Raw genomic sequence first — 19,904 nt, 5'->3', positions numbered from 1 at the left:
AATAACTACAGTATTAATTAATTGTATAACCAACTAACACCAAGCAAATTTATGAAAATTAAATTACTAAATGCGTGTTTCCTTATTAGGAAACGGTCGCTAATTTTTATTATGAGAACTTTTATCTTTTTTTTGTGTACAACAGTTTTTAGTTTGACTCCATCAAACTTGTTTTCTCAAGAAAAAGTAATGATAGACCAAGACCAATTGGCTACTGTCGATCAGGTATTTGAAATTATCAAGAACCAAACTGATTATCATTTTATTTATCCTAAAAAGGCGTTTAAAGAAGCTCCTAAAGTACAGTTAAAAAAAGGGGAAATAAAAATAGATGATTTGTTACAGCAAAGTTTATCAAACAAGAATTTAGGGTTTGAATTAACAGATAATAATACCATTATAATCAAGAAAAATCCAAAAATTAAAGTGCAGCAGGGCTTCGTGATTAATGGAATTGTTAATGATATGACTGGTCAACCTCTACCTGGAGCAAATATTTTAGAAAAAGGGACTGCAAATGGAGCACAAACAGATTTTGACGGTAAGTTTTTATTAAATTTATCAAAACCAAATGCCGTTTTAGTAGTTTCGTATTTAGGGTTTGCTTCTCAAGAAATTGCTGTTAATGGACAAACTAGTATTACCATTTCTTTAGAAGAATCTGCAGCAAGTTTAGAACAAGTCGTAGTTGTTGGTTATGGAACTCAGAAAAAAGTAAATTTAACGGGAGCTGTTTCTACTGTTGATCTTGAACAAGTTGAAGACAGACCTGTACAAAACGTAATTCAAGCCATACAAGGACAAGTACCAGGTTTAAACATTATTCAAGGTACTGCCAATCCTGGTGATGAATCATTTAATATAAACATTAGGGGGCTTAATTCCTTTGGAAGTAGTAATAACCCTTTAATACTTATTGATGGCGTTGAAGGAAATCTTCAAGATTTAGATCCATCACTTATTAAATCTATATCGGTATTAAAAGATGCTTCTTCAGCTTCTATTTATGGATCTAGAGCCGCTAATGGGGTGATATTGGTTGAAACAAAAAAAGGAAGCAACAATAAATTGGCCATTACTTATAGTGGAAATGTTTCAGTACATTCCATCACTAATTTAGGAGAAATGATTACCAATTCTGCTGATTATATGGAGGCTCTAAATCAGGCCGTAGCAAATACACCTGGAGCTTCAGTTAATACGTATCCTCAAGAAATTATAAATGCATATAGAAATGCTAACGGAAATCCACTTTACCCCAATACGGATTGGGTTGATGTCCTTTCAAGAGATGCATTTGTTAATCAGCATAATGTGGCATTAAGTGGAACCACAGGAAAAACATCAATAAATGTTTCTATTGGGCATTGGGATCAGGAAGGTGTTATTGTGGGTACCGATTTTGAAAAAACTAATTTATTTACAGGTTTTACAACAAACTTTAACGATCGTATAAAAGTTGGAGGAAGTATTTTAGGTTTAACTTCTGTACGTCATGGATCTGAAGAAACAGATAGAGCTTTGCTTAACGCATTTAATTCGAAACCAAATTTCGGACCTTATACCTTAGATGGCACAGGGCATTATGCTGGTAAAGCCTTTACAGGTGATCCTAATGATCCTGATTTTCCTGGATTTGATGAAGGGTTTACAAGAGCGAATCCATTGGGTAACCTTACAGTTCTTAATGGAAGGGAACAATCTAGCTATAACTTTAATGCAAATATATTTGTTGACATTGAGTTAATAGATGGTTTAGTATGGAGCACAAAAGGAGCTTTTAAATTTGATTATGATTTTATAAGAGCTCAACTTTTTGGTGTTGATGAGTATAGTTTTAGGAGTGGAGAATTCTTGAGAACTAGTGCTGTAGGAGGTGTTTCTGATGGGCAACTTAATATTGATAATTATTGGTCTAAACAAAAGACACTTTATTCAACACTTAAGTATGATAAAAGCTTTAAGAAGCATAACCTAGGTATATTAGCTGGTTACAGTCAGGAAGAATTAGAGAATAATGTAACAAGTTCACTCAGAAGAGGGTTGGCTTCTACCGTTATAACAGATTTAGATGGCGCTTCTGCTGCAGGACAGGAAACAACAGGGGCTACACAAGCCTGGGCATTGAGAAGTTGGTTTGGTAGAGTAAATTATAACTATGATGAAAAATACTTATTTGAGGCTAACATTAGAGCAGATGAAAGTTCTAGATTTGCGAAAGGTAATAGATTAGGAATTTTTCCTTCATTTTCTGCAGGGTGGAGAATTGATAAAGAAGATTTTCTAAAAGATTCAGATTTCTTAAATCAGTTAAAAATAAGAGGGTCTTGGGGTGAATTAGGAAACCAAAATATTAATTCTTTATATCCATATCAATCATTGATTGATTTTGGAAATTTTGCCTATCCGTTTAGTGGCGACGCGCTTTCCTCAGGTGTGGTTGCTTCTCGTTTAGTAGATCCTTCTATAACTTGGGAAACAACTGAAATTACCGACATAGGAATTGATTTTTCAATCCTTAACCGTAAATTATCTGGTTCTATTGATTATTACAGTAAGCGTACTTATGATATTTTAAGAGAGTTACAAATCAATTCAAGTACAGGTTTGAGTTCGCCAACTATTAATGGAGGTGAAATGACCAATAAAGGATGGGATATTGCTTTAACCCACAGGAACAGAATTGGAGAAGTAGGATATAGTATTTCTGGTAATCTATCATGGTATAAAAATAAATTAACGGATTTTGGTGAAACCGAAATAGGTAGTCAAAAAATTAATGAAACAGGGTATGCTTACGAAGATTGGTACATGTGGGAAGCTGATGGAATCTTTAGAACACAAGAAGATTTAGATAATGCAGCAACACAACCCGTAGCTAACCCAGAATTGGGCCACATAAGAATTAAGGATCAACAAGTTGAAGGAGAAGAAGGCTTTGGTGTTATAGATGGAGATGATAGAGTGCGTATTGATGGTAGACATCCAGATTTCTCTTACGGACTTAATCTTTCAATGAATTGGAAAGGATTTGATTTTAGTACTTTTTTACAAGGTGTATCTGGTATTAAGAGATATCTATCGGGTCCAGGTATAGATCCTGGATTTCAGGATGGAGCCATTCCTAAAGTTTGGGAAACACATGCTTGGACACCTGAAAATCCTAATGCAGAATTACCTAAAATAGCTTGGTCAACCGCTGATGCAAGAAGTTCTCAAAATTTAAGAAATTCATTTTGGTTAAGAGATGCATCATATGCAAGAATAAAAAATATGACTTTAGGGTATACATTTCCTGAAGAAATAGCAAATAAAATATCAGCAAGTAATCTAAGAGTTTATTTCTCTGGAGAAAACCTTTTTACTTTTAATAATGATATTTTCAATTTTGATCCAGAGCGAGCAGTAGGCGGTGATCCACAAAACTACCCACAGCGTAAAGCCTTCACATTTGGGTTAAATATAACATTTTAAAAATGCTATCTAATTATAAATTTAAGACAATGAATAAATATATATATAAAACAGTTTTAATAGTTGTATTAGCGATAGGGTTATGGGCTTGTTCTGATGAATTTTTAGACAAGCAACCTACAGATGCGTTATCGTCAGAAACTTTTTGGGCTAGTGAATCTGATGGTGAATTGGCTTTAACAGGAGTCTATGGAAGGCTTCAGGAAAGAATAGTTGCATTTGCAGTATCAGATCGGCCAAGAAATTATATTGCTTGGGATGCAGCAACAGATGATGCATATCAGACATATGATTACGGATGGCGTCAAATTATTGATGGTACTATGACTCCTTCAACAGGTGGTACTGTTGGTTTGTTGTACGGCATATGTTACAATGGTATTGCGACAGCTAATACATTTCTAGCGAATGCGGACAGACTATCAGAAAATGGTGTAAGTACAGATCTAGTAAATCAATGGAAAGGAGAGGTGCATTTTATTAGAGCATTTTGGTACTATACACTAGCTGTTACTTATGGTGATGTGCCTTTACGAATAGAACCGTCTTCTGTCGAGAATCAGGATATAGAAAAATCTACACAGGCACAAATTTTTGCTCAGGTTGAAACAGATTTAGGAATTGCTATTACCAATTTGGCTGAACGAAATTTTGATGATGGTCATGCAAATAAAGCAGCAGCCAATGCCTTATTAGCACGTGCGTTATTATATCAAGGTAAATATGCTGAAGCAGCAGATGCTGCTGAGGAAGCAATTTTAGGAGGATCCTTTAGTCTTACTGATGATTATTCTGCCATGTTCGCTGATGCAACTCAAGAAAATAACAATGAAGTTATGTTTTCTATAAAGACGAACCATACTACTGGTGAAACTCACGCTTGGGGTGGTAGCCTTGAAGCGATGATAGCTGGTTGGGGGGCAATACATCCAACAAAAGATTTTGTAGATTCTTTTGAAGCTATTGATGGTCTGCCAATTACTTCGTCTCCATACTATGATGAAAATAATCCTATGGAAAATAGAGATCCTAGATTGTCTAAATATGTTGTAGAAGGAAGCTTGAACCCTGATTTTGAAAACCAACCTCTAGAAGGATTTTCTTGGATTAAGTGGCTATCACCAGCAACCATAGTTGACCCTAAAAACCCACCTGCTACAAACGGAACAGATGCTATTATTATTAGATATGCCGATGCTTTATTAATGTATGCTGAGGGTAAAATAGAGTCGAATAATATTGACGCTTCTGTTTTAGACGCGATTAATCAGGTAAGAGCGCGAGCATATGGTGTTGCTGTATCTGATGTAGGTAATTATCCAGCGATTACAACAACAAATCAAGCAGAATTAAGAACCATCATCAGAAATGAAAGAAGACATGAGTTTGGTCTTGAGGGACTGCGTTATTTTGATTTAAAACGTTGGGGTATAGCAGAGCAGGTATTAAATGGACTTTACGATCCTTTTATGGATAATGAACGTATTTTTCTACCAAAACATATGAAGTTGCCTTTGCCACAATCGGCAATTGATAAGAACGAGAATCTAGATCAAAATCCAGATTATAAATAAATTGAATTTATTTTAAATAAAAAAATAGTTTAGTTCAATTAGTTCTAGTACCGACTAAGCTCCTAGTTTAGTTGGTACTTTTTTTTTAATTAAGTGTGTGATAATTATGATTAATAAATTTTTTATAGGTGGTTTAATACTATTAGTTTGTCTGAATGCGTGTAAAAAAAAATCTTCTGAAGATTCTTCTACATTATTTAGAATAGTTCACAATTCAGGGATAGATTTTACTAATAAACTTACCGAGACAGACTCTGTTAACTATTTTAAATACCATTACCTCTACAATGGAGGCGGCGTAGCTGTTGGAGATATTAACAACGACGGTCTCTCAGATATTTATTTTACAGGGAATATGGTTCCCAACAAACTATATCTCAATAAAGGCAATATGCAGTTTGAAGACATTACTAAAAAAGCAGGTGTTGCAGGAGACGACCGTTGGGTAACGGGTGTGACTATGGGAGATATTAACAATGACGGTCTTTTAGATATATATGTTAGTGTTGCAGGAAAATGGAAAGAAACGAATAATTTACTCTTTGTTAATAAAGGGATTCAAAATGGCGTTCCTCATTTTGAAGAAATGGCCAAAGCATATGGTATAGATGACAGCGGGAATAGTACACAAGCCGTTTTTTTTGATTATGATATGGATGGTGATCTAGATTTGTTTGTAGCTAATTATCCTATGACGCCTTTTAATGCAGTAAATAGACAGTATAAATATAATATGGATAAAGTATCTGCTGAAACTAGCGATAGACTTTATAAAAATAATGGTAATGGTAAATTTGAAGATGTAACCAAGGCATCTGGACTCATGCAATATGGATTAACGCTAGGTGTTATAGCTGCAGATTACAATAACGATGGTTTTCCAGATTTATACCTGTCTAACGATTTTGCATCAAAAGATTACTTCTTTTTTAATAATGGTGATGGCACATTTACCGATAAGTTAGAGTTAGCAACAAATCATACCGCATTATACGGAATGGGCAGTGATGCCGCCGACATTAATAATGATGGATTACTCGATTTTATACAGGTGGACATGACTCCAAAAGGGAATCGTAAATCGAAAGCAAATATGGCTAGTATGAATCCTAATAGATTTTGGGAAGCTGTTTCGTTAGGTCTTCATTATCAATACATGCAAAATGTATTTCAAATAAATAACGGTATGGATAATCAAGGTGTACCACATTTTAGCGATGTAGCACAAATGACCGATTTGGCATTAACCGACTGGAGCTGGGCACCACTTATTGTAGATTTAGATAATGATGGGCTCAAAGATGTTTTTATTACTAATGGAAATAGAAAAGACACCAATAATAAGGATTATTTTAAAAAAATAGACTTTGGAAGAGACTATTTTGGAAATAAAACAAAAGAAGTAGATTATCTGGCTTTAAGTAAAAATATACCTTCTGAAAAAGTTGCGAATGTCGTGATGAAAAATCGGGGAGGACTATCTTTTAGTAATCAAAAAGATTGGGGATTAAATTTCTTTGGCTATTCAAATGGAGCGAGTTATGCTGACCTCGATAATGATGGTGATTTGGATTTAATTATTAATAATACCGACGATGCGAGTATGGTATATGAAAATACTTGTTCTGATAAAGGTCTTAATAATTACCTGAGATTTAATTTGAAAGGACCTGAAAAAAATCCGTTTGGAATAGGAACGAAAATAAAACTAGAAAATAAAGGAGAAGCACAGTATCAATACTTAACGTTAACACGTGGTTTTCAATCGTCGGTAGAACACTTTTTACATTTTGGGGTTGGGGCATCTACAACCATTGATGAGGTTACTATTAAATGGCCCGATGGTAAAGAAGAGGCTCTTAAAAATATTGCAACTAATAAAATGGTTGAAGTAAACTATTCAAATGCTAGATTCCTTACAAAAAACTTAAAGGAAAAGTCTGAAACATTATTTAAAGAAGCAAATCAGGAATTAGGCTTAGTGCATATTCATGAAGAAAATCGTTTTGATGATTTTAGCTATGAAATACTATTACCTCATAAAACTTCTCGTTATGGTCCTGGGTTAGCTGTAGCTGATATTAATAACGATGGCTTAGAAGATTTTTTTACTGGTGGTGCTACAGGATTTAGTGGGGTACTTTATAATCAAAAGGCTGATGGGACTTTTGAAAAAGCAATGTCTCAACCTTGGGAATATGATAAAGCTAATGAAGACATCGGAGCTGTCTTTTTTGATGCTAATGGAGATGGTGCTCCGGATTTATATGTGGTAAGTGGCGGTAATGAATTTAAAAAAGACTCTCCGCTTTTACAAGATAGACTTTATATAAATAATGGTAGCGGTATTTTTACAAAGACAAAAAGTGCACTTCCAAAAATGCTTACAAGTGGTTCTCGTGTTATCTCAGCAGATTATGATGGTGACGGTGATTTAGACCTTTTTGTAGGAGGCAGGATGGTACCAAGAAGTTATCCATTACCCGCAAATAGTTATATTTTAGAAAACATTAGTACTAAAGGACATATAGAATTTAAAGATGTTACCAAAGATATTGCGCCCGTTTTAAATGGTTTGGGAATGGTAACTGATGCTATTTGGTCTGATTTTGATAATGATAATGATTTAGATTTAATTGTCGTTGGTGAGTGGATGCCTATTACATTTTTAAAAAATGAATCTGGTAATTTCGTTGATAGTGCTGAAGAATTTGGTTTTAGTAATTCTGTTGGCTGGTGGAATGCCATTGAGGCTGCAGATTTTGATAAGGACGGTGATTTAGATTTTGTGGTTGGTAACCTTGGACTTAATTACAAGTACAAGGCTTCAGTTGAAGAACCTTTTAGTGTTTATGCTCACGATTTTGACAGTAATGGACAATTAGATATTGTATTGAGTTATTATAACGAAGGGACTCAGTTTCCTGTAAGAGGTAAACAGTGCTCTAGCCAACAAATACCGGCTATTTCAGAAAAATATAAAGATTACAATGAGTTTGCTATTGCAACTGTAGAAGATGTTTATTCAGAAGAATTATTATCTGAAGCCATTCATTATGATGTCACAAATTTTGCTTCCAGCTACATTGAAAACTTAGGAAATAATCAATTTAAAATAACCAATTTACCCAATGAAGCTCAAATATCCTCAATTAATGATATCCTCTGTGAGGACTTTGATGAAGATGGTTATTTAGATTTACTTGTAGCTGGGAATCTTTATCAATCTGAAGTAGAAACTCCCAGAAACGATGCAAGTTATGGTCTTTTTCTTAAAGGTAATGGAAAGGGTGCTTTTAACCCAATTCCGTATCATCAATCAGGATTGTTAATTAATGGTGACACTAAAGACTTGGCTACTATAAAAAGTAAGAAAGGAAATATAATATTAGCAGCGAACAATGATGATAAGTTAATAGCGATAAAAGTTAATAATAAAGAAAAGAAATGAGATTGTTAAAGAGATTTACTTATATGCTTTTATTAAGCATATTGGCAATGGCATGTTCAAATTTAGAAGAAAAAGACATAGGGTTTTCTTTAGTACCGTCAAGTAAATCTGGAATAAACTTTCAAAATAATGTTGAAGAGACAGATACATTTAACTTCTTAAAATATATTTATTTTTATAATGGCGCAGGTGTCGCAGCAGGAGATTTAAACGGTGATGGATTGGATGATCTTTACTTTACTGCAAACATGGAATTGAATAAGCTTTACTTAAACAAAGGAGATTTAACATTTGAAGATATTACAGAATATACTAAAATGGGTGGCTCTAAAGATACATGGTATACTGGTGTAACATTTGTAGATATAAATGGCGATGGACGATTAGATATTTATTTAAGTCAGATAGGGGAATTTGTAAACACCAATGGTCGAAATCAGCTCTATATAAATTATGGAAATGATAAAAATGGATACCCTATATTTAAAGAAGAAGCTTCTAAATATGGCCTCAATTTAGCAACTACTACAACCCAAACAGCTTTTTTTGATTATGACTTAGATGGCGATTTAGATGCTTACTTTTTGAACCACTCTGATTACAATAAAGGTATTTTCGGACCGGCAACTCAAAGAAAAGTAATTCATCCCATAGGAGATAAATTGTTCAGAAATGATAATAATACTTTTGTAGATGTTACTGAAGAATCTGGTTTGTATAGTAGCCTTATAGGCTACGGCTTAGGGATTAGCGTTGCAGACATAAATGATGATGGTTACCCCGATATTTATGTAGGTAATGATTTTCACGAAGATGATTATTTATACATAAATAATCAAGATGGAACCTTTAGCGAAAGTTTAGAAAAATACATGGGGCATACAAGTCGCTTTTCGATGGGTACTGATATTGCTGATATTAATAATGACGGCCTGCCAGATATTATGTCTTTAGATATGTTGGCCGAAGACCCGCAAAAACTTAGAACTTCACAAGGAGAAGATTCGTATCCTATATTTCATTATAAATTAAAATTTGGTTACGGATACCAATATGCTAGAAATGCTTTGCAGCTTAATAACGGTAATGAAACGTTTAGTGATATTGCCTTGTTTTCTGGAGTTGCAGCTACAGATTGGAGTTGGTCGGTATTGATAAACGATTACGATTTGGATGGTAGTAAAGATATTTTTATAGCCAACGGAATTTACAGAAGAAGTAATGATATGGATTATATGAAATACATATCTAATAATTCCGTCAAAAAAAACATTAAAAGTGGCGAAAAAAATATTTATAAAGATATCGTTTCTAAAATGCCAAGCGACCGATTGGGTAATTACTTATATCAAAACCAAAATGATTTTACTTTTAAAAATAAAGCTTCCGAATGGGGGTTAGATGCGGCAACATTTTCTAATGGCTCTATTCATACAGATTTAGATAATGATGGTGATTTAGATTTAGTGATTAATAATTTAAATGAAACAGCTCAAGTCTATGAAAATCGAATAAGAAATAATAATAAGGATGAAATAGAATCGCCTAATTATTTAAAAATAGCTTTAAAGGGAAACAAACAAAATTTGTTTGGAATAGGAACTAAAGTATATTTAAAATATCAAGGAAACATCCAATTTCAAGAAATGATGTCTGTTCGTGGATATATGTCTTCACCACCAGCGTATCTTACTTTTGGTTTAGGGTCAGCTCAAAAAGTAGACAGTGTTATTGTAGAATGGATGGGTAAAAAGCGACAAGTGCTAACTGATGTCGCTGTAAATCAAAAAATTCAAATTACAGAAGACGAAGCCTCTGAAATCATTGAAGAGAAAATAGAAAAACAGACACTTTTTAAAGACATTACAAATAAGTCTGATATTCATTACAAACATCAGGAAAATCGATTTTTCGAGTTTAACAGAGAGCGTCTTATGCCCCATATGGTGTCTGCCGAAGGTCCTAGTATAGTTGTTGCCGATGTAAATAATGATGGAAAAGAAGACTTTTTTGTTACGGGTGCTAGAGGACAGGCTTCAACAATTTATAAGCAAACCAATACCAATAAGTTTGTAGATCTAAATCAAACTGTTTTTGCTAAGGATAGTCTTTCAGAAGATGTGGGTGCTGCTTTTTTCGATGCAGATGGCGATAAAGATGTTGATCTTTTAGTAGTTACTGGTGGCAACCAGGATTTTAAAAATATCCCACAAATGATGCCTCGATTATATATGAACGATGGAAAAGGTAATTTTTCAAAATCTAAAAATCTTCCAGAAATACATGTAACAGCATCTTGTGTAAAAGCATGTGATTATGATAAGGATGGGGATGTAGATGCCTTTATTGGTGGTAGAGCGATTCCTGTCAATTATGGAGGTATACCCAAAAGTTATTTACTTAACAATAACGGTAAAGGTGATTTTGAAGAAGTGCAAAACACCAGTTTACAGGATGTTGGAATGGTTACAGAGGCTATATGGACAGATTTAAATGGAGATCAATGGACAGATTTAGTAATTGTAGGGGAATGGATGCCTATTACCATATTTATCAATAAGGAAGGGCGTTTAATCAAACAAGCACCAGAAAATATAGGCTTAGATATTAGTAGTGGGTTGTGGAATACAGTAGTTGCAGAAGATTTTGATGGAGATGGCGATTTAGATTTAATAGCTGGAAATTTAGGATTAAATTCAAAGCTGAGAGCTTCAGTATCTGAACCTGTTCAAATGTATGTTGATGATTTTGATCATAATACCTGGAAAGAACCAATTATTACGCATTATGTAAATGGTGAAGAATTTCCATTTGCCAGAATAGATGAATTGCAAAAACAGTTAAGCTACTTAAGTAAAAAGTTCAATACTTACGCACAATATTCAACAGCAAAATTGAATGATATTTTTCCTAAAGAACAATTGCTAAAGGCAAAACATTTTGAAGTACAAGAATTGAGATCAATGTATATTGAGAATCTGGGTAACGGAAAGTTTAAAATGAAACCGCTACCTAATCAAGTGCAGTTTACCACATCTAATGCGCTATTACCTTTAGATTATAATAATGATGGACACAAAGATGTGTTGGTTGGAGGTAATTTCTATGAGGTAAATGTTCAGTTTGGAAGATATGATGCTGGTTATGGGTATTTACTTAAAGGTTTAGGTGATGGTACATTTGTTGTAGAAGATCAACAAAAAATGGGTTTCCTTTTGAATAATCAGGTAAGAGATTTACAATCAATTCAGTTGTCAGATAATCAAGAAGGCATATTAGTAGCTAAAAACAACGAAAATGTGAAGCTATTTATTAAAAGTAAAGAATAGTTTAAAAAGTATTTCTATTGACTAAAACTTTCAATATGTGGTCTGTATTTTTCATAAAAGAGAGAACAACTACAAATAAAGTATATAACCATTAACCAAATGTTAAAAAACAAAATTTATAAGAATGATTTGATTAGAATTAAATCAGCAAGTATTCTAGTAGCTTTTCTGTTTTTAGTTGGATGTAAAAAAGAACCTGTTCTACAGATTGATTCATTAAAAAATGGGACTTACTTTAATGAAACTGTCAAGCAACTTACAGATATTATTGTTCACGATGTTTTTTCTCCTCCGGTTGCTAGTAGAATATATGCTTATCCAAGTATTGCTGCCTACGAATGTTTAATCTTTGGAAATGGTAATTTTATGTCTATGGCAGGTCAGTTGAATGGTCTTAATCCAATTCCCAAGCCTAAAAAAGAAGAGGTATATAATTTTGAAGTAGCAGCCTTAAAGGCCTATATAGATGTTGGTAAAAGTTTGGTTTTTTCTGAAGAGAAATTTGATCCTTACGAAAAGGAATTGTTTGATAAAATAAAGAATGATGGATTAGATAAAGCGATTTTAAAAAGGTCTTTAAAATATGGAGAGTTGGTAGCTCTTCATATTCTAGAATGGGTAGATAAGGATAATTACAAGCAGACAAGAACCATGTCAAAATATCCAGTAAGTGAAGATGATGCGTCTTGGCGACCTACACCACCTGATTATATGGATGGTATTGAACCAGATTGGAATAAGATCAGAACATTTATTATTGATTCAGCTTCTCAATTTATTCCAGATCCACCTACACCATTTAATTTAAAAAAAGGCAGTGTGTTTTATAAAGAAATAATGGAGGTGTATAACACAGGTAAAAACCTCAATAAAGAGGAGGATGCAATAGCTAAATTTTGGGATTGTAATCCGTTTGTATCACATCATCAGGGGCATGCCATGTTTGCTACAAAAAAAATCACACCAGGGGGACATTGGATAGGAATTACTTCCATTGCAATTAAAAAACAGGGATTGAATTTTCAGGAAGCTGTTGAAGCCTACACGAGAGTGTCGGTTGCATTAGCAGATGCATTTATTAGCTGTTGGGATGAAAAATACAGAAGTGTTTTAATACGTCCAGAAACGTTAATTAATCAATATATAGATGCCAATTGGATGCCACTTTTACAAACCCCTCCATTTCCAGAATATACTAGCGGACATAGTGTTGTTTCAGGTGCAGCTTCCGTGGTGCTTACAGATTTATTTGGTGATGATTTTTATTTTAACGATACTAGCGAAGTAGAATTTGGTTTACCAACACGTCAATTTAACTCTTTTAATGACGCTGCTGAAGAGGCTGCAATTAGTCGACTTTATGGTGGTATACATTATATGCCTGCAATTAAAAATGGTGTAAGTCAGGGAAGAAAAGTGGGAGGTTTTGTGGTGAATCATCTAACGACAAGAAAATAGAAATAAAATTAAGCCTAATGACAAAATTTTAAAAAACTAAGATTCTAATGAATGTATTTTACAGAAACATATTATTAGAATTTGAGTTTTAAGTATTCTATTTGTGTTATACTTTTCTGCAAAACTTCCTGAAATAAATGTACAGGAGAAACAGGAAGTGTTAGAAAAATTTAAATTCAAAGTAAAGAAGCTTTGTTAAAGAAATAGACAAGTTCATTCATCTTATGAACATATTTTTCTTAGGTATCTTCAGTAGGTGCCGCTGCGACTTTTACAGATATCTCAGGGAAGGGTGTAGACACAACTATTCTTAAAGTAACAGAAATTAAATTCTCATATATAATTCCATTACATTCTTTTGTTTATATTGCTTGGTATATATTAATAGTTTCAAAAAAAATAAAACGATACCAGAAAATTAAGTACTCAAACACAAAAAGAATAAGGCACTTGTTTATCAAGTAAAAGACTAGTTTTAAAACTATTTAATAAGTAAAAGAGAGTTATATAATAAATAATTTCATCTAAAGCTTTTTATTAAATTGTGATTGCTGTATTTTTAACATTTTAAGTAAACTTTAGAAGTTAGTATAATTTTAATGAAAAATAAGCGGCATTCAATAAAAGATATTGCAAAAAGCATGGGAGTTTCCGTAACAACTGTTTCCTTTGTTTTGAATGGGAAAGCAGAGGAGAAAAAAATTTCTAAAGCTGTTACTAAAAAAATTCTAGATTATGTTGAAAAAATAGAATATAAACCCAATCAATTTGCTCAAGGTTTAAGAACTGGTAAATCTAAGATCATAGTTTTTATGGTCGAAGATTTTTACTTTTTTTTCGCAAAGCTCGCAACAATTATTGAAGATTTAGCATATAAAAAGGGCTATAAAGTTATTTTTTGTACTAATGAAAATAAAGATAATAAATCCATAGAGCTAATTGATTTATATAGAAACATAAAGGTTGATGGGTATATAATTATACCTTCTCCAGGATTAATGCCTAAAATTAAAGAGTTAATCGATGAGGGGCTTCCTGTAATACTTACCGATCGTTATTTCCCTGAATTAGATAGTAATTATGTTGTTATTGACAATAAAGAAGCTTCTTATAGGGCTACAAAGCATCTTATAACTAATAATTTTAAAAACATAGGGTTTGTTACTAATGATATAGAGCAAACTCAAATGTTGGATCGGCTTAATGGATATAAAGAAGCTATTGAAGAAAGCAATTTAAGTACACATGTAATAACAATACCTTTTGATGAATATACTCTAACTAGGAATAAATTAGAAGATAATATAAAGAAATTTATTGAAGAAATGCCTCAATTAGATGCTATTTATTTTGCAACTAATTATTTAGCAATAAGTGGTCTTAATGTAATAAAAAAGAATTTTCCTCATTATATGGATGAGTTGGGTATTATGAGTTTTGATGACCTTGACTTTTTTGAATTTTATACGCCAACCATTACAGCAGTGAGCCAACCTTATTTTGAAATAGCTCAATCTCTGATGGATTTGATGCTCAATTTACTTAAGGATGGAAAGAAAAATGGAGGAACAACAAGAATAAAATTAAAAACGAACCTTGAAATAAGAAATTCAACTCTTTCAAGGTGATTAATTCAATTAAAGAATGATTTTATAATTTTACAAAGTCATTTTAGCAGGGTAATTCTAATTTAAATACTCTAATATAAGAATTTGAATACAATCTTAAATGAAGAATAAACGTCATTCCATTAAAGACATTGCAGCAGTTATAGGAGTCTCTGTTACTACAGTATCATTTGTGCTTAATGGTAAAGCTGAAGAAAAAAAAATATCAAAAGTTGTTACAGATAAAATTTTAAAGTATGTTGAAAAAATTAAATACAAACCTAATCAAACAGCTCAAAGTTTAAGAACGGGTAAATCTAAGATTATCGTTTTTATGGTTGAAGATATTTCTAATTATTTTTTCGCAAAACTTGCAAGAATTATGGAAGATATCGCTTATAAAAAGGGATATAAGGTTTTGTTTTGCAGCAATGAAAATAATGATGAAAAATCAATAGATTTAATAAATTTATTTAAAGACAGGCAGGTTGATGGCTATATTATTATTCCATCAGCAGGAATAAAATCAAAAATTGAAGAGCTCATAGAGGAAGGGTTTCCCGTAATACTTTTTGACCGTTATTTTCCCGAGTTAGATACTAATTACGTTGTTGTAAATAATAAAGAAGCATCATACAATGCAACAAAACATCTCATTGATAATAATTTTCAACATATTGGATTTGTAACAATAGATGTTCAGCAAACTCAAATGATAGATCGATTGAATGGTTATAAAGAAGCGATTACCGAAGCGGGTTTTAATGAAAATATACTAAAAATATCTCTTCAAGATTTAACTAATTATGGCGGTGAAAATAGTATTCAGGAATTTTTAGAGAAAACACCTAAATTAGATGCCTTATATTTTGCTACAAACTATCTAGCCTTAAGTGGTTTGAAGGTTTTAAATGAAAACTTTCCTCATTACATAAACAAATTAGGAATTATAACTTTTGATGATTTAGATTTTTTCGGGATATACAGACCAACTATTTCTGCTATATCTCAACCATTTTCTGAAATTGCTCAAACACTTATGAATTTAATGCTATCTCTGCTTAAAAATGACATAAAGGGTTCTCCAATCACTCAAATTAAGTTAAAAACAAATCTTGTTGTTAGAAGCTCCTCTCAAAAAAGGTAGTTAGCTTAACAATTATTAATTTATTAGACACATTATTTAAGAAATAACATAATTTAATTATATTTTTATTTTTTTACTAAATCGTTTTACTTAATATTGTAAAGATAAATTAATGCGTGTTAAAGTTAAATAATAGTGAAACATATTTCAAGTCTTTTAAAATAATAAATAGAATACTTATGCAAAGAAGAAAATTTATACAGAATACAGTGATGTTTGGAGGTTTAACAATGGTGAATCCAAACCATTTAATGGCCTCAAACGTTACGGGTAAATTTCCAGTAGTTAGATTGCCTAAAGGCGAAAGGAATTTCAATAGCACGGAAATAGAGAAAGCTATTAAAGAATTTCAAAAAAACATAAAGGATGAAGAACTCGTTTGGCTATTTAACAATTGTTTTCCTAATACTCTTGATACCACAGTTACTTTTAGTAAAAAAAATGGTAAACCTCATACTTATGTTATTACAGGAGACATCGATGCTATGTGGTTGCGAGATAGTTCGGCCCAAGTATGGCCTTATATGGCTTTTGTTGATAAAGATAAAGATCTAAAAGATTTAATAGCAGGTGTAATAAATACACAAACAGCGTATATTCTTAAAGACCCATATGCGAATGCATTTTACGAAGATCCTAATAAAAAGGGTGAGTGGACTACAGATTATACTGACATGTTACCAGGTGTTCATGAACGTAAATATGAAATAGATTCTTTATGCTATCCAATTAGGTTAGGGTATAATTATTGGAAAACCACGGGCGATACATCCCCTTTTGATGCCGATTGGCAAAAAGCAATAAAGGCTACATTAAAAGTTTTTATTGATCAACAAGAAAAAAACGGAAAAAATCCATATCATTTTCAAAGAGAAACACCCAAAGGAACAGATACAAGACCTCTTAAAGGTTATGGTTATCCTGTAAATCCTGTTGGATTAATTTGTTCAGCATTTAGACCCAGTGATGATGCAACGGTATTTTCGTTTTTAATTCCTTCTAATTTTTTCGCAGTTGTTAGTTTAGATCAAGCTGCTGAAATGATGGAAGAAATAGCTCATGATGTAAAAACAGCAAAAGAGTTGAGAGCATTAAGCACCGAAGTTAAAGAAGCATTACAAGATTACGCCATTGTTAATCATCCTAAATATGGTGATATTTATGCTTTTGAAGTTGATGGTTATGGAAATCATTTATTAATGGATGATGCAAATGTGCCTAGTTTATTATCGCTTCCTTATTTAGACGCAATTGATAGTAATGATACAATATATCAAAATACAAGAAAATTTGTACTATCATTAGATAATCCTTTTTTCTTTAAAGGAAAAGCAGCCGAAGGTATTGGTGGGCCTCATGTAGGTCTAGACATGATTTGGCCAATGGCAATCATCATGCAAGGATTAACCAGTAATAAACCAAAAGAAATTAAAGAATGCATCGCAATGCTAAAAGCGACTCATGCTGGTACAGGTTTTATGCATGAAACTTTTCATAAAGACAATCCAAATGATTTTACAAGATCTTGGTTCGCATGGGCAAATACACTTTTTGGAGAATTTTTATGGAAAACCTATCAACAAAACCCTAAACTATTGTCTTAATTCCTTTATTTTTTAGAAAGAAAAATTTCATTATAAAATGAAGAACAAATGCAATAATGCGATTTTGTTAATGGTAATTAGTTTTATAGTTTCCTGCCAAGGACAAAGAGCAAGTAAGGTAAATCAGCCATTAAAAGTTGTGGAATCCTTTATGGAAAACCCATCTATATATGTAGATCCTTTTTTAGGTACAGAACCTTTACGAGATACTGCGTTAATTGGATATACGCCGCCAAAAGATTGGAGGGTATGGGCAGGATTAGTCTTTCCAGGGGTTTCTCTACCTAATGCTATGGTACAGCTCAGTCCAATTACAGAATATCATACTGGTGCTGGTTATGAATATGAAGACACAGAAATTTTAGGATTTACGCATACTAATAAGGGGCATTGGAATTTATGTAATATACCAATTTTACCTGTTTCCGGTTCAAAAAAGTATCCATATAAATCAAAATTTTCACATGGTAATGAATCTGCTTCACCTGCATACTATCAAGTGTATTTATCAGATTTTAAGGTTGATGTGCGCTTGAGTTCTACATTACGATGTGGTATTCATGAATATACGTTTGAAAATAGTGAAGATAGAAGCATTCTGTTTGATTTGAATAAATCTAATAATCATGTTACAGACTGGGAAATTAAAAAAGTAAATTCTCATGAATTAGAAGGTGTTCAAAACATGGGAAAAGATAAAGTCTTTTTTTATGTTGTTTTAAATCAAGTAATAGAAGAGTTACATGTTGAAGAAAAAGGAATAGGAGCACATGCGATGGTTCATATTAAAAATGATGAAAACTCACCTGTTATCTTAAAAATAGGATTGTCTTTTGTGAGCACCAAAAATGCGAAAGAAAATCTTGAAGCAGAAATAGGTGCTAAATCTTTTGATGATGTATTTAAAAGTGGTGAGCATGAATGGAATACGCTTTTGTCCCGAATTAAAGTAAAAGGAGGTACTAAAAGAGAAAAAGAACTTTTTTATAGTTGTTTATATAGGTCATTTTTATGGCCCGCCTTAAGGAGTGATATTAATGGTGAGTTTTCTGATGAAGTAGGTAATATTAGAAATGAAAATTTTGAATACTATACGTTACCTTCTTTATGGGATACTTATAGAAACAAATTGGTATTGTTAAGCATGTTAAGGCCTAAATTAACAGGCAATGTTATTCAAAGTATGGTAGATCGCGGTACAATTACAGGGTTTATGCCTACTTTTTTTCACGGTGATCATGCAGCACCATTCATTACGAGCTCTTATTTTAAAGGCATTAACAATTTTAATATAGTCAAGGCTTATGAACTTTTATTGAATAATGCATATAAAGAAGGCGGAATAAGACCTCATATTGCTGAGTATATAAAAAAAGGGTACATATCAGAAGCGATTATTGAAAATCCACATGTTGAAACAATCGGAAGTGCAGGAGTATCAAAAACTCTTGAGTTTGCCCACGACGATTATGCATTGGCACTTTTGGCAAATAAATTGGGAGATACAACGCATTATAAAGATTTAATGAAGCGATCAGAGAATTATAAGAACGTGTTTGATAGTAAAACCAATTTCATGAGAGGAAAACTTCAAAATGATGATTGGGTTACTCCTTTTAATCCTCAATACCCATATTATGAATATATGTATAGAGAAGCAAATGCATGGCAATTATCTTTTTATGTACCTCATAATATGCCCGGTTTGGTTGATTTATATGGAGGAAAAAAACAATTTGAAAGCAAGCTAGATTCTTTGTTTACGTTACCATGGAACCCCAATCATATAGCTAGAAATGTTTCTGGTTTTATGGGACAATATTGTCATGGGAATCAACCAGATCATGAAGCACCCTTTTCATATTATTTCGTAGATAAACCCGAAAAATCACAAGCAGTGATTGATAAGCTTCTTAAAAATTATTATGGTGTTGGAAAGTATGGTCGGGCATTATCAGGAATGGATGATGCAGGTGAAATGTCATCTTGGTATGTGTTTTCGGCATTAGGTTTATATCCATTATCTACTGCAGATAATGAATACATAACTACAATTCCAATTTTCGATGAAATTAATTGGGATTTGAATAATGGTAAAACACTAACAATCAAACGAACAGGGGACTCTCGGAAATTAAAATCTATAGAAACTAATGGAGACAAAATAGCTGGCTATTTTGTTCCTTATTCAATTTTTGAAAAAGGTGGAATAATGGAAATTAAAACAGAAATAGAAAAATAAAAAATCACGATGAATCTA

The 19,904-nt window shown here is 32.5% G+C and carries 9 protein-coding genes; all 9 read left to right on the top strand.

The window, feature by feature from the left end; genetic code table 11:
- Positions 1 to 189 precede the first annotated feature (189 nt).
- The 9 genes from QLS71_RS00780 (at position 190) to QLS71_RS00740 (ending at position 19,886) form a co-directional block, all read left to right on the top strand.
- Positions 190 to 3,474: a TonB-dependent receptor gene (locus QLS71_RS00780; RefSeq protein WP_348636581.1), complete on the top strand. Its 3,285-nt coding sequence runs from the start codon at positions 190 to 192 to the stop codon at positions 3,472 to 3,474.
- 29 nt (positions 3,475 to 3,503) lie between these two features.
- Complete coding sequence (locus QLS71_RS00775) at positions 3,504 to 5,048, top strand: RagB/SusD family nutrient uptake outer membrane protein (protein WP_308992365.1); 1,545 nt, start codon at positions 3,504 to 3,506, stop codon at positions 5,046 to 5,048.
- Positions 5,049 to 5,154: 106 nt separating this feature from the next.
- The gene (locus QLS71_RS00770) at positions 5,155 to 8,499 is read left to right on the top strand and encodes a VCBS repeat-containing protein (RefSeq protein ID WP_308992366.1); all 3,345 of its coding nucleotides are present in this window, start codon (positions 5,155 to 5,157) and stop codon (positions 8,497 to 8,499) included.
- A gap of 47 nt (positions 8,500 to 8,546) precedes the next feature.
- Entirely contained in the window at positions 8,547 to 11,828 is a 3,282-nt protein-coding gene (locus tag QLS71_RS00765) for a VCBS repeat-containing protein (protein WP_308992367.1), read from the top strand.
- 99 nt (positions 11,829 to 11,927) lie between these two features.
- Positions 11,928 to 13,286, top strand: a complete 1,359-nt coding sequence (locus QLS71_RS00760; RefSeq protein WP_308992368.1) for a vanadium-dependent haloperoxidase — start codon at positions 11,928 to 11,930, stop codon at positions 13,284 to 13,286.
- A 599-nt stretch (positions 13,287 to 13,885) separates the two neighbouring features.
- Positions 13,886 to 14,914 carry a LacI family DNA-binding transcriptional regulator gene (locus QLS71_RS00755; RefSeq protein WP_308992369.1) on the top strand — a complete coding sequence of 343 codons (1,029 nt, stop codon included), beginning with the start codon at positions 13,886 to 13,888 and terminating at the stop codon, positions 14,912 to 14,914.
- Positions 14,915 to 15,014: 100 nt separating this feature from the next.
- Entirely contained in the window at positions 15,015 to 16,040 is a 1,026-nt protein-coding gene (locus tag QLS71_RS00750; RefSeq protein ID WP_308992370.1) for a LacI family DNA-binding transcriptional regulator, read from the top strand.
- Positions 16,041 to 16,219: 179 nt separating this feature from the next.
- Positions 16,220 to 17,644 (top strand): glycoside hydrolase family 125 protein, encoded by a 1,425-nt coding sequence (locus tag QLS71_RS00745; RefSeq protein WP_308992371.1) that lies wholly within the window; start codon positions 16,220 to 16,222, stop codon positions 17,642 to 17,644.
- Positions 17,645 to 17,681: 37 nt separating this feature from the next.
- On the top strand, positions 17,682 to 19,886 hold the full coding sequence (locus QLS71_RS00740; protein WP_308992372.1) for a GH92 family glycosyl hydrolase: 2,205 nt from the start codon (positions 17,682 to 17,684) through the stop codon (positions 19,884 to 19,886).
- Positions 19,887 to 19,904 lie beyond the last annotated feature (18 nt).

Origin of the sequence: Mariniflexile litorale, from assembly GCF_031128465.2 — a bacterium.
In the GTDB taxonomy this organism is placed as follows: domain Bacteria; phylum Bacteroidota; class Bacteroidia; order Flavobacteriales; family Flavobacteriaceae; genus Mariniflexile; species Mariniflexile litorale.
The sequence above is the reverse complement of the archived record's forward strand: the minus strand, read 5'-3'. Positions and strand labels throughout refer to the sequence as shown.